The sequence below is a fragment of the Streptomyces caatingaensis genome (genome assembly GCF_001187435.1).
Classification (GTDB): domain Bacteria; phylum Actinomycetota; class Actinomycetes; order Streptomycetales; family Streptomycetaceae; genus Streptomyces; species Streptomyces caatingaensis.
Map to the genome: position 1 here is coordinate 617,878 of NZ_LFXA01000002.1, position 12,432 is coordinate 630,309.

At 74.5% G+C, this 12,432-nt stretch carries 11 protein-coding genes; 7 read left to right on the top strand and 4 right to left on the bottom strand.

The window, feature by feature from the left end; all coding sequences use genetic code 11:
* Nucleotides 1-11 precede the first annotated feature (11 nt).
* Complete coding sequence (locus AC230_RS03360; protein WP_049714399.1) at nt 12-806, bottom strand: tyrosine-protein phosphatase; 795 nt, start codon at nt 804-806, stop codon at nt 12-14.
* Between the two features lie 182 nt (nt 807-988).
* Here AC230_RS03360 and AC230_RS03365 point away from each other — a divergent pair, with 182 nt between their 5' ends.
* Complete coding sequence (locus AC230_RS03365) at nt 989-1,786, top strand: SGNH/GDSL hydrolase family protein (RefSeq protein ID WP_049714400.1); 798 nt, start codon at nt 989-991, stop codon at nt 1,784-1,786.
* Between the two features lie 772 nt (nt 1,787-2,558).
* Here the strand turns inward: AC230_RS03365 and AC230_RS03370 are convergent.
* Nucleotides 2,559-3,035, bottom strand: coding sequence for an ATP-binding protein (locus AC230_RS03370; RefSeq protein WP_241833058.1), 477 nt, complete (start codon nt 3,033-3,035; stop codon nt 2,559-2,561).
* Between the two features lie 158 nt (nt 3,036-3,193).
* Between AC230_RS03370 and AC230_RS03375 the strand changes: the two genes are divergently transcribed.
* From AC230_RS03375 to AC230_RS03400, 6 genes are all read left to right on the top strand, one after another.
* Entirely contained in the window at nt 3,194-4,060 is an 867-nt protein-coding gene (locus AC230_RS03375; RefSeq protein WP_049714401.1) for a helix-turn-helix domain-containing protein, read from the top strand.
* 3 nt (nt 4,061-4,063) lie between these two features.
* Nucleotides 4,064-4,324 carry a DUF397 domain-containing protein gene (locus AC230_RS03380; RefSeq protein ID WP_049714402.1) on the top strand — a complete coding sequence of 87 codons (261 nt, stop codon included), beginning with the start codon at nt 4,064-4,066 and terminating at the stop codon, nt 4,322-4,324.
* Nucleotides 4,321-5,175, top strand: coding sequence for an SAM-dependent methyltransferase (locus AC230_RS03385; protein WP_049714403.1), 855 nt, complete (start codon nt 4,321-4,323; stop codon nt 5,173-5,175). The genes AC230_RS03380 and AC230_RS03385 overlap by 4 nt, the downstream gene beginning before the upstream one ends.
* Before the next feature lie 71 nt (nt 5,176-5,246).
* Complete coding sequence (locus AC230_RS03390) at nt 5,247-5,993, top strand: SAM-dependent methyltransferase (protein ID WP_422125557.1); 747 nt, start codon at nt 5,247-5,249, stop codon at nt 5,991-5,993.
* Nucleotides 5,994-6,031: 38 nt separating this feature from the next.
* On the top strand, nt 6,032-6,679 hold the full coding sequence (locus AC230_RS03395; RefSeq protein WP_049714405.1) for an alpha-ketoglutarate-dependent dioxygenase AlkB family protein: 648 nt from the start codon (nt 6,032-6,034) through the stop codon (nt 6,677-6,679).
* Nucleotides 6,680-6,739: 60 nt separating this feature from the next.
* Nucleotides 6,740-7,918 carry an MBL fold metallo-hydrolase gene (locus AC230_RS03400; RefSeq protein ID WP_049714406.1) on the top strand — a complete coding sequence of 393 codons (1,179 nt, stop codon included), beginning with the start codon at nt 6,740-6,742 and terminating at the stop codon, nt 7,916-7,918.
* 94 nt (nt 7,919-8,012) lie between these two features.
* Here AC230_RS03400 and AC230_RS03405 read toward each other — a convergent pair whose 3' ends face one another.
* On the bottom strand, nt 8,013-11,231 hold the full coding sequence (locus AC230_RS03405) for an amidohydrolase family protein (RefSeq protein ID WP_049714407.1): 3,219 nt from the start codon (nt 11,229-11,231) through the stop codon (nt 8,013-8,015).
* Nucleotides 11,232-11,463: 232 nt separating this feature from the next.
* Nucleotides 11,464-12,360 carry a transketolase family protein gene (locus tag AC230_RS03410; protein WP_049714408.1) on the bottom strand — a complete coding sequence of 299 codons (897 nt, stop codon included), beginning with the start codon at nt 12,358-12,360 and terminating at the stop codon, nt 11,464-11,466.
* Between the last annotated feature and the right edge of the window lie 72 nt (nt 12,361-12,432).

Here is a 12,432-nt window from a genome sequence, read left to right on the forward strand (position 1 = left end):
CGGCCGGTGCGTCAGCCCGTCAGCAGGAGGCCGTGCAGCCGCTCCCGGGTCGCGTCGGTGAGGCCCAGTCCCTCCGCGAGGTAGCGCTCGGTCGAGCCCCACCGCTCGTCGAGGGCGTCGAACGCGGCGGCGAGGTAGCCGGCGCGGGCCTCGAAGAGGGGGGACAGCAGCTCCAGGACCTCGGGGGAGGTCTCGGCCGAGCGCTGCAGCCGGTAGCGGCGGTGCGGGGCGTTGGACTCCAGGTAGTCCGCCTCGACGGCGTCCCGCGGCACGCCCAGCGCCAGCAGCGTCACCGCGATCGCCAGGCCCGCGCGGTCCTTGCCCGCCGCGCAGTGCATCAGCGCGGGCACCGCGCCCTCGGCCAGGGTGTGCACGACCCTGCTGTGCTCCGCCGTCCTGCCCGTGATCATCGCCCGGTAGGTGTTCTCCATCCGGGCCGCGGCCCGGCCCTCGCCCAGGGCCGTGCGCAGCAGCTCCGGGCCGCCCTCGCGGACCATGCGCCAGAACTCCGTGCCGTCCGCCGGGTCCGTCATCGGGATGTTGAGGTTCCGGACACCCGGCAGCGCGACGTCCGGGCCCTCCTGGGCGATGTCGCCCGCGTTGCGGAAGTCCAGGACGGTGTGCAGGCCCAGCGAGTGGAGGTAGGCCGCGTCCTCCTCGGTGGCATGGGCGAGATGGCCGCTGCGGAACAGGGCGCCGGGCCTGACCCGTCGCCCGTCCGCGGCCGGCAGGCCGCCCAGGTCGCGGAAGTTGAGGACGTTGGCCAGCAGGGGCTCGGCGGCGTGGACCTGCGGCGTCTGGGTCACGGGCTCTCCTTCGTTCTCGTCTTCGTTCTCGTCGTTCTCGTCCTGCGGTTGAACGGACCATACGCCGATGGGCGGTGGCCTATTCCGAGCGGTGCTCTCTTTTCGGGGTGGGATACATCACGGCCCGTCAACCCCTGGTTACGGTGGCGTAGGTCACTCGCGAGCAGGAATGATGTGCTGACGTGGCAGACGATTCGAAATCATTGGGCAAGAACGCGATCGGGTCGTACGCAGCCGTCGGGGACAGCTTCACCGAGGGCGTCGGCGATCCGGGGCCCGGCGACTCGTTCATCGGCTGGGCCGACCGACTGGCCGTACTCCTCGCCGACGCGGACGAGCGGGAGGAAGGCGCCTTCCGGTACGCCAACCTGGCGGTGCGCGGCAAGCTCCTCGACCAGGTCGTCGAGGAGCAGGTGCCGCGGGCGAAGGAGCTGGGGCCGGACCTGGTCACGTTCTGCGCGGGGGGCAACGACATCCTGCGGCCGGGGTCGGATCCGGACGACGTGGCCGAGCGGTACGAGGCCGCTGTCGCGGATCTCGTGGCGTCCGTGGGGACGGTGCTGGTGTGCACCGGGTTCGACACGCGGGGGATGCCGGTCTTCAAGCATCTGCGGGGCAAGATCGCGACGTATACGGCGCATGTGCGGGCCATCGCGGACCGGCACGGGTGTCCCGTGCTCGACCTGTGGTCGCTGCGGGCCGTGCAGGACCGGCGGGCCTGGAGCGAGGACCGGCTGCATCTGTCGGCCGACGGGCACACGCGGGTCGCCCTGCGGGCGGCGCAGGTGCTGGGGCTGAGCGTGCCGGCCGATCCGGACCAGCCGTGGCCGGCGGAGGATCCGCGGACGCCGGCGGAGGTGCGGCGGGACAACATCCACTGGGCTCGGGAGCATCTCGTGCCGTGGATCGGGCGGCGGCTTCGGGGGGAGTCGTCCGGGGACAACGTCGAGCCGAAGCGGCCGGATCTTCTGCCGCTGTAGCCCTTCCTCCTCCCCGCCCCGCCCTTTCCCCGTTTCCCAGGGGCTCCGCCCCTCCCCCCGGGCCGCGCCCGGCGCGGGGGCGGGAGACGCGCTCGGCGCGGGGGTGTGGGGGTGCGCTCCGCGCGGGGGTGCGGGGGGAGGGCGGGGTGCGCTTCGCGCGGGGCCTACGGGAGCGCGGGGGGCCGAGCCCCCGCACCGCGGGGCGGGGCTTCGCCCCTGCGCCCCACCGGGGGCTTCGCCCCCTGGTCCCCGGATCGGGGCTTCGCCCGGTGCGGTCCACCGGGGCTGCGCCCTCGGGGGGCCTGACCGAGGCTGCGCTCCTTGGGCCTGCGACCAGGGCTCCGCAGTCTGGATCCAGAAGCTGGGGCGGATCCCGGCGCCGCGGGGCGGGGCTTCGCCCCTGCGCCCCACCGGGGGCTTCGCCCCCTGGACCCCGGATCGGGGCTTCGCCCCGGGCCTGGCTGGGGGGCTTTGCCTCCTGCATCCCAACGGGGCCTTGCCCGGGCCCCGACCAGGGCAAGGCCCCCTGGCTCGCCAAGCGGGGCTCCGTCCCCGGACTCCACGGGGGCTTCGCCCGGTCCAGCCCCGCCGGGGCTGCGCCCTCGGGGTCTCTGACCGAGGCTCCGCCCCAGGCCCCCTAAGCACCGCCCCGCGGGCTCCCCAGAGGGGGCACCCCCTGCGGGAGAGCCGGAGCACGAACGTGGCGGAGCCGCGGCCCGTCCCGCACGGTGGCGTGGTGAGAAAGGGTGAAAGGGCAGGGCCGGGGCAGGGTTTACACGCCCGAGGCGAGAGCCGTGTGGTGGGGGAGGTCGGCCCAGACGACGCGGCCGTGGCCGCCGTTGTCGTCGGGTCGGACGCCCCAGGCCTGGGAGAGGGCGCCGACGAGGAGCAGGCCGCGCCCGCTCTCCTCGTCCGCCCCGCTGCAGCGCGCCCGCGGCTCGGTGGGGGCGCAGCCGTGGTCCGCGACCTCTATCCGGAGGACGGCGCGGCCGAAGCGCACCCGGCAGCTGACCTTGTCGCTGTCCGTGTGCCGCACGGCGTTCGTGAAGAGCTCCGAGACGACCAACTGCGCGTCTTCGCAGGCGGTTTCGTCGACACCCCACTCCCGCAGCCGGGCGAGGACTCGTCTTCGCGCCTCCGCCACCGAGGCGTTGAGGGCCGGGAAGTGAAAGGCGTAGGCGTCCGTCGGGCGCCCGCCGAAGCAGCCGCCGCGGCGCCCCAGCAAAGGTGCGTCTTGGGAGGGGACCACTCCGCAACTATGTGCGATGTGAGTCAGGTGTGGCAAGCTTCAGTCTGTAATTTGCAGAATCGGAAGCACAACCTGTCGACTTCGCGCACCGCGTGGCACACTGCTGGGCATATGACGGTGCGTAGGGCAGCGCACAGGGCGGCAGTTGGAGGGGACCAGTGGGGGAAGCGCGGCCGGCAGGGGCCCCGACCGTGCTGCGCGTCGTCCTCGGCAAGCGGCTGCACGACCTCCGGGAGGCGGCCGGGCTGTCCTTCCAGGAGGCGGGCCGCGCCCTGGACGTCACGCACGCCACGATCCGCCGGATGGAGAAGGCCGAGGTCGGCCTGAAGGTCCCGTACGTCGAGAAGCTGCTGCGGATCTACGGCGTGGACGACCCCGCCGAGGTCGAGGCGTTCCTCGCACTCACCCGCGAGGCCAACCGCCCCGGCTGGTGGCACCGCTTCCGCGACGTCCTGCCCGAGTGGTTCAGCGCCTTCGTCAGCCTGGAGGGCGAGGCGAACCTCATCCGGGCCTACGAACCGCACTACGTCCCGGGCCTGTTGCAGACCGAGGACTACGCCCGCGCGGTGCTGCGCGCGGGCCAGCCGCACGCCCCCGAGGCCGAGATCGAGCGCGCCGTCGCCGTGCGCCGGGAACGGCAGCACCTCCTGACGCGCGAGAAGCCGCCCCTGTTGTGGGTGGTGATGGACGAGACCGTCCTGCGGCGCCCCATCGGCGGCCCGGAGGTGATGCGCGCCCAGATCGCGCGGCTGATCGAGGTCACCTCGCTGCCGCACGTACGGCTCCAGATCATCCCGTTCGCCGCCGGGCCGCACCCGGCGATGTACGGCCCGTTCCACATCTTCCGGTTCCCCATCGAGGAGCTTCCGGACATCGCGTACGCCGAGAACCTCATCGGCGCCTCCTACTTCGACCAGCGCGACGACGTCTCGGCCTTCCTGGAGGCCCTGGACCGGCTGTGCGCGCAGGCCGCTCCCGCACACACCACCAAGGCATTCCTGGGTGGCATTCGTAAGGAGATCTGAACCATGGATCGCATCTACAACGGCATGCCCGCCACCGATCTCGGGACCGAGGGCTGGAGCAAGCCGTGGAGCGGCGGCAACGGGGGCAGCTGCGTCGAGGTGATGCGCCTGAGGGACGGCCGGGTCGCGCTGCGCCAGTCCACGGACCCCGAGGGCCCCGCGCTGATCTACACGCATAGCGAGATCGAGACGTTCATCCGGGGCGCGAAGGCCGGCCAGGCCGACTTCCTGCTCGCCGGGGCGGACGGCGGACCGCGGACGTGAGCGGTGGAGCGGGCCGTTCCGACGGGGGGTTCACTCCGGGACAGATCGACACGAGCCGGCCGCACCCGGCGCGGATGTACGACTACTACCTGGGCGGCTGGGACAACTACGAGGTGGACCGCGAGGCCGCCGACCGGCTCCTCGCCCTCGCCCCCGAGACCCGCCCCTCCGCCCGCGCCAACCGCGCCTTCCTGCGACGGGCCGTCCGAGAGGTGGTGCGGGGCGGCATCCGGCAGATCGTCGACATCGGCACCGGCATCCCGACGTCCCCCAACACCCATGAGGTGGCGCGGGAGATCGCGCCGGACGTCAGGGTGGCGTACGTCGACAACGACCCGATCGTGGCGACCCACGCGGGCGCGAAGCTGACGAACGCCGGGAACGCCGGATTCGTCCTCGCCGACGTACGCGAGCCGGAGGCCATCCTGGAGCATCCCGTCGTACGGGAGTTGATCGATTTCGGGGAGCCGGTGGCGCTGCTGCTCGTCGCCGTCCTGCACTTCGTCAAGGACGAGGAGGACCCGGCCGGGATCGTCCGCCGCCTCACCGAGGCGCTGCCCAAGGGCAGTCACCTCGTCCTCACCCACGGCACCGGCGACTTCACCAGCGGGGCCGCGCGCTCCGCCGACGCCGCGTACCGCGACGCGACGGCCTCGGTGACCCTGCGCGGACACCGGGAGATCACGGCGTTCTTCGACGGGTTCGAACTGCTGGAACCGGGCGTCGTCCAGGTGCCGCTGTGGCGCCCCGACGGCCGGGCGCCGGCCGCGGACGACCCGGCACGGGCCGGCCTGTACGGCGGGGTGGCCATCAAACGGACCAACGGGCAAGGCGAAAGGAACACGGCGTGACTGAGCAGGGCACCGGCGGCACGGGCTTCCCGCCCGAGCAGATCGACACGAGCCGGCCGCACCCGGCGCGGATGTACGACTACTACCTGGGCGGCTGGGACAACTACGAGGTGGACCGCGAGGCCGCGGAACGCGTGATCGGGATGGTCCCCGACGCCCGGCCCAGCGCCCGCGCCAACCGCGCCTTCCTGCTGCGGGCCGTCCGCGAGGTGGTGCGCGGGGGCATCCGGCAGATCGTCGACATCGGCACCGGCATCCCGACGTCCCCCAACACCCATGAGGTGGCGCGGGAGATCGCGCCGGACGTCAGGGTGGCGTACGTCGACAACGACCCGATCGTGGCGACCCACGCGGGCGCGAAGCTGACGAACGCCGGGAACGCCGGATTCGTCCTCGCCGACGTACGCGAGCCGGAGGCCATCCTGGAGCATCCCGTCGTACGGGAGTTGATCGATTTCGGGGAGCCGGTGGCGCTGCTGCTCGTCGCCGTCCTGCACTTCGTCAAGGACGAGGAGGACCCGGCCGGGATCGTCCGCCGCCTCACCGAGGCGCTGCCCAAGGGCAGTCACCTCGTCCTCACCCACGGCACCGGCGACTTCCACCGGCACATCGAGGGGGACGCCGCCGAGGCGTACCGCAACGCCACGGCCCAGCTGACCGTGCGCGGCTACGAGGAGATCCTGCCGTTCTTCGACGGCTACGAGCTGCTGGAGCCGGGCCTCGTCCAGGTGCCGCTGTGGCGGCCGGACGGCGAGACCCCCACCCGGGCCGAGCTGGCCCGCGTCGCCTTCTACGGCGGGGTGGGCGTCAAGCACTGAACCGGCGGCGCCCTCCGGCGCCCGGTTACGCTGGCCACATGGACGACGAGCTGTTCCCCCGCCCGTCGGCCGAGGTCGCCCCGGGCGCCGTGCACGTCCCCGGCTGGCTGGACCTCCCCGCCCAGCGCCGGCTGCTGGACGCCTGCCGCGAGTGGGCCCGCCCGCCGGCGGGCCTGCGCACCGTCCGCATGCCCAGCGGCGGGGAGATGTCCGTCCGTACGGTCTGCCTGGGCTGGCACTGGTATCCGTACGGCTACGCCCGCACCGTCGTCGACGGCGACGGCGCGCCCGTCAAACCGTTCCCGGCCTGGCTGGACACCCTCGCCCGGGACGCGGTCGCCCGCGCCTACGGCACGGACGGCGGGGACGAGGCGTACGACATCGCGCTGGTCAACTTCTACGCCGCCGGCGCGAAGATGGGCCTGCACCGCGACAGCGACGAGAAGTCCGGCGCCCCGGTCGTCTCGCTCAGCCTGGGCGACAGCTGCGTCTTCCGCTTCGGCAACCCCCGCACCAGGACCCGGCCCTGGACGGACGTGGAGCTGCGCAGCGGCGACCTGTTCGTCTTCGGCGGCCCCTCCCGCCTCGCCTACCACGGCGTCCCCAGAACCTTCCCCGGCACCGCCCCCGCGGGGCTGGGCCTGACCGGCCGGCTGAACGTGACGCTGCGGGTGAGCGGCCTGTGACCGGGCCCGTCAGGACGGACGGCGGATAATGGGGGGAACCGCTGACGCCTTGGAGGTGCCGTGACAGGCTTCCGCCCGCCCCGTTCCCCGCTCGACGCCCTGCGACCCGCGGCCTTCGGGGCCGACCCGTCGGGGGAGCGGATGGCACGCGTCAGGCGGTCGCCGAACTTCCGGGACGGGGTGTTCGTCAACCCCGTCGCCGCCTCCGGGACGCCGTCCGGGTCCTTGCCGGCCTTCCTCGGCACCTATTTCCGCAAGGAGGAGCGCGTCCGCCGCGCCCCGGCCCGCGCGATTCCCGTGCACCCCACCACCGTCGCCGACCTGGCCCGGCCCGCCGCCTCCGGGCTGCGGCTGACCTGGCTCGGACACTCCAGCGTGCTGGCCGAGACCGACGGCCACCGCGTCCTGTTCGACCCGGTCTGGTCCGAGCGCTGCTCGCCGTTCGCCTTCGCGGGGCCGCGCCGGCTGCACCCCGTGCCCGTCCCGCTGGCCGAGACCGGCCCGCTGGACGCCGTCGTGATCTCCCACGACCACTACGACCACCTGGACATGCCCACGATCCGCGCCCTGATCCGCACCCGCGCGGTCTTCGTGGTGCCGCTGGGGGTGGGCGCGCACCTGGAGCACTGGGGCGTCCCGGCCGGGCGGATCGCGGAACTCGACTGGCACGAGTCCACCCTGGTCGGCGGCCTCACCCTCACCGCCACCCCCGCCCGGCACTTCTGCGGGCGGGCGCTGCGCAACACCCAGCACACGCTGTGGGCGTCGTGGGTGGTCGCGGGGCCGCAGCACCGGATCTTCCACAGCGGCGACACCGGCTACTTCCCCGGCTTCGCGGACATCGGGGAGCAGTACGGGCCGTTCGACGCCACGATGGTGCAGATCGGGGCCTACGCGGACATGTGGCCCGACATCCATATGACACCCGAGGAGGGGCTGCGGGCCCACCTCGACCTCCAGGGCGGCGACCCCGGGCGCGGCATCCTGCTCCCCGTCCACTGGGGCACCTTCAACCTCGCCCCGCACCCCTGGGCCGAGCCCGCCGACCGCACGGCCGTGGCGGCCCGGCGGGCCGGAGTCCGGTACGCGGTGCCCCGGCCCGGGCAGCCCTTCGAGCCGGCGGACGGCCTGGCGCCGGACGCGTGGTGGCGGGAGGCGGCCGCGACGCCCGCCGGGGGCTGGCCGGCGCTGCCGCCCCTGGCGGACGCCGCCGCCCCGGCCCTGGTCACCGAGGGGTGACGCGCGGGGCCGGGGCGCCCGCCGCTCCCGCGGCAGGCGCCGCGACCGGCCACGGCGCCCCCGCCGACGACCCGCCGGACGCCCGGCGCAGCGGTCAGTGCTCCAGGTCGCAGCAGGAGTCCCGGCGCAGCCTGCGGCCCACCTCCCGCCAGTCCTCGCCGTGCGTCGTGCTTCCGCCGCGCAGGGCGGACGCCTTCTCCCCGCCGTAGGCGGCCACCAACTCCGCCTGGCGGAACGGCACTCCGGCCCGCAGCACCGACTCCGTCCGCACCAGCGCGTCGAAGTCCTCGAAGGGGTCGCCGTCGACCACCGTCAGGTCCGCGAGCTTGCCGGGCTCCAGCGTGCCCAGGTCGCGCTCGGCGCCGAAGACCCGGGCGGGCACCAGCGTCGCCGTGCGCAGCGCCTCGGCCGCCGAGAGGCCGTGGCGGTGCAGCGCCCGCAGGCCCATGTGCAGGGAGAGGCCCACCGGGACCAGCGGGGCGTCCGTGCCGAGGGCGACCAGGCCGCCGCCGGACAGGATCCGGCGGTAGACCTCCACCTCCCGCCGCAGCGTGGCCAGTTGGTCCTCCGTGGGCCGCTCGCCGGCCGTCTTGCGGACCAGCTCCACGTCCCACGGCGGCATCAGCCGCGTCACCCGCGGGTCCTCCGCCAGGGCCGGCGCGGCGCCCAGCAGCGGGACGGAGGTGAAGATCGTGGCGATCATGTGGAAGTCCGTACGGGTGTAGATCTCCCGCACGTCCTCGAAGGCCCGCCCCGTCGCCGTCGTCGCGTGCCCGAACTCCAGCCGCTGCGTGGCCTGGAGATGGGTCGTCAGGTCCTGGCCGAGCTGGACGCCCGGCGAGCACAGGTGGGAACCGGTGCGCACCCCCAGCTTCTCGTGGGCGAACCGCGCCGACTCCGCCATGATCCAGCCGGGCGCCCGGACGTAGGTCTTCACGAAGTCCCAGTCCAGCGCCTCCGCCCGGGACAGCGAGCGGCGCAGGCCCTCCCGGGTGCGGTGCGCCCGGCCCATGCTGTACGCCACGCGCGCCCCGTCGAGCAGCTCCCCGCAGGTCAGCAGGCGTGGTCCGGCCAGCTCCCCGGCGGCCACCGCCTCGCGGATCCGGGCCTGTTCGTAGGCCGCGCCGCCGAGCGAGACGGCGGTGGTGATCCCGTACGCGAGCTGGAGGGCGGTCTGCCGGCCGCCGTAGGTGATCTGCCAGGGGTGCGTGTGCGCGTCCCACAGGCCCGGGATCACCGTGCGCCGCGACGCGTCGATCCGGTGCTCGGCCGCGCGCCGCGCCCGGTGCGGTTCGACGGCGGCGATCCGGCCGTCGCGCACCACGACGTCCACGTCCTCGCGGACCGTGTCGCCCGTGCCGTCCCAGAACCGCCCGGCGTGCACGACCGTGTCGGCGGGCGCAGGACGCCGGTAGCCGAGCGGGACCGGAACGGTGCGGGTCCGCCCGCCCTCGACGTCCAGCAGCCGCAGCCGGCCCGCGGAGAGGTAGAGGAGGTGGCGGGAGTCGGCGGACCAGGACGGGTGGTCGGCCGCCTCGTCGGTGAGCCGGCGCGGCGCGCCCGTCGGCGTCCCGTCGGGCCCGACGGGCAGCAGCCACAGCGCGGACTCGCTGATCACCGCCATCGACCGGCCGTCGGGGGACCAGACCGGGCCCGAGTCGTAGCGGTCGGAGACGGAGGCGTGCGGGGCGAGGGCGTGCAGCCGGGACGTGCCGTCGCTGGTGTCCACGACGCGGATGAGGTTGTAGCCCTCGCGGAAGCGCTGGTTGAGGCGGTTGCGGTCGCAGTAGGCGAGGTGGCGGCCGTCGGGCGACCAGCTCGGCCGGCCGGGCAGTCCGCCGCCGCCCATGGGCGCCGCCAGCACCCGGTCGGTGCCCGCCTCCAGGTCGCGCACCAGCAGGTTGCCGGAGAGGTCGAGGCAGGCCAGCCGCTTGCCGTCGGGGGAGAGGGCCGGGCTCACCCGGCCGCCGCCGGCCAGCTCGGTCTCCTCGCCGGTGTCCAGGTCGTGGCGGCGGACGGCCAGCAGGCCGTCACGGTCGTCGGCGTAGACGAGGGCCTTGCCGTCGGCCGTCCAGGACGGCGCGAGCAGGTAGCGGGTGGCGTCCGCCCGGACGACCCGGCGCGGCGCCCTGCCGCCCGAAACATCCATCGTCCAGAGGGAGTTGAGGGCGGCGAAGGCCACCTTCCGGCCGTCCGGGGACAGCGCGGGCAGGTGGACGGCACGGACGGTGCCGGAGCCGCCGACGGCGAGGTCGTAGCGCTTGACGCGGTACCGCGGCCGGTCCACCGGCAACTCGGCGGTGAACGGGATCGTCGTCACCCGGCGGCTGCCGTCCACGTGCACGATCCGGAACTGTCCCTCGACGGTGAGCAGCAGCTCGTCCTTCGAGACCCAGCGCGGCGGGACGGGCTCGACGTCGCCCTCGACCGCCACCGGCTCCCCGTCCACGACCAGGGTGCAGGAGGCCGCGGGCGCGGGCGTCGTGCGCAGGTGCGCCAGCCGGCCGCCCGGTCCGACGGCGGGCGTCATGACCTGCGCCGCCGCCGTCGGGTCGGTGCGTTCGGTACGGACCGGGCCGCGCCCGTCCGCGGGGACGGACGCCACGGTGCGGGCGTCGAGCTTGCCGCCGGCCACGCGGCCGCGGACGAACACCAGCCGCTTGCCGTCCGGCGACCAGGCCGGGTCGAAGTCCTCCCAGGCGCCGTCCTGTCCGGGGCCCTCCTGCCCCGGCAGGCCGGTGATCCGGGTGAGGGCGCCGGTGCGGACGTCCACCGTCCAGATCCGGTACGGACTGCCCTTGACCGGGTCGCCGTCCCGCTCCGACGCGAAGGCGATCCGGGTGCCGTCGGGCGACCAGGCCGGGCCCCGGTCGTCCCACGGCCCGTCGGTCAGCTGCCGCAGGCCCGAACCGTCGGGCCGCAGCGTCCAGATGTGGAAGCCGCCGCCCCGGTACGCGGCGACCGCCAGCAGCCGGCCGTCGGGGGAGTGCACCGGCCGCGTCGGCTCCAGGTCCGGCGGGGTGATCGCCACGGCCTCGCCGCCCTTGCGCGGCAGCGACCACAGGACGTTCTGCACCTCCGCCACCAGGCGGTCGCCGAAGAGCGTGGCCGCGCCGTTGGTGGCGCCGGTGAAGGAGAGGACGGCCGCCCCTCCGGCGGGCGCCGCCCCGGCCGTCGCCGCCGCCGCTTCCCCGGCGAGCGTGCCCGTCATGCCGACGGCGGCGGCGGTGCCCGCGGTGGCCTGGAGGAATCTGCGTCTGCTGAGCGGTGCCGGGTGGGCGGGACGGGTGCCCTGGGGTCCCTGGACGTCCAACTGTCCTCCTGTGGTGAGGGAGTTGTGCGGGGCGCGACGGTGGCATCGCGAAGGATCATGCTTCACGGTGCGTGGGGGATTGGTCAACACCCCGCTGACGCTCGGGTCACCTCGGCCCGGCGGCGGGGGCGGTTCCGCCGGGGCCGGGCCGAGGGCGGTCCGGGACGAGGACGGGCCGGTCGAGGAGACCGGTTGACGATGTCCCGTTTGGCGGAGTCCCGTTCGACGAAGGTCAGTTGAGGAAGGAGGTCACCCGCCGGCGCAGCGACCGGGGATCCAGGCCCACCCCGGCCAGGTGCTCGTCGAGCGAGCCGTACCGGCGCAGCTCCTGGCGCGGGACGCCGAGGCCGAGGATCCGGTGCGGCATGTGCCCCAGGGCGTCGTTCGCCGCGGACGTGGACGTGCCGGCGAGGTACGGCTCGACGAGCACGACGTCCGCCGGTCCCGCCCCGACCGCCGAGCGCAGGCCGGCGCCGTCGAACGGCCGGACGGTCGTCGCGTAGAGGACGGAGACGTCGAGTCCCTCGACCGCGTGGAGGACGTTGTCGAGCATGGGGCCGACGGCCACCACCACCCCGCGGCGCCCCTCGCGCACCGGCAGGAAGCCGCCGCACGTGACCGGGTGGGGCTCGGCGTTGGTCTGCGCCGACAGCCGGACGTACACCTTGTCGTTGCCGGCGGCCACCGCCCGGCGCAGCAGCGTCTCGGCCTCGTCGGGGTGCCCGGGGACGTGCTGCGTCCAGCCGTCCAGGGTGTCGATGAGGGCGACGTCCCCCGGTGACATGTGCGTCATGCCGCCCGCCGGCCAGTCGTACGAGGCGTTGGCGCTGACCAGCACGCCGCCCACGCCCTGGTGGCCGAAGTCCAGTTTGACCTGCTCGAAGGCGCGGTCGACCAGGAAGCTCGCGAAGGTGTGGACGATCGGGCGCAGCCCGGCCAGGGCCAGGCCGCCGCCCAGGCCCACCAGGAGCTGTTCGCGGATGCCGACGTTGATCACCCGGTCCGGGTGGGCGGCACCGGCCTTCTCGAAGCCCGCGGTGCCGATGTCGGCCAGGACGACGGCGGTGCGGGGGTCCGCGTCGAGGATTCCGGAGACGGTGGTCGCGAAGCGTTCGCGCATGGTGTCCACGAACGGTCCTCCCTTTCTAGCTCGCTGACTGTGGCGTGCGGCCGGGGCCGGTGGTCGGGGACGCGCCGGACG

Excerpts from the sequence above, each read along its gene's own strand:
- AC230_RS03380 (WP_049714402.1), top strand. The coding sequence starts at position 4,064 with ATGGATCGCATCTACAACGGCATGCCCGCCACCGATCTCGGGACCGAG.
- AC230_RS03390 (WP_422125557.1), top strand. The coding sequence starts at position 5,247 with ATGTACGACTACTACCTGGGCGGCTGGGACAACTACGAGGTGGACCGC.
- AC230_RS03395 (WP_049714405.1), top strand. The coding sequence starts at position 6,032 with ATGGACGACGAGCTGTTCCCCCGCCCGTCGGCCGAGGTCGCCCCGGGC.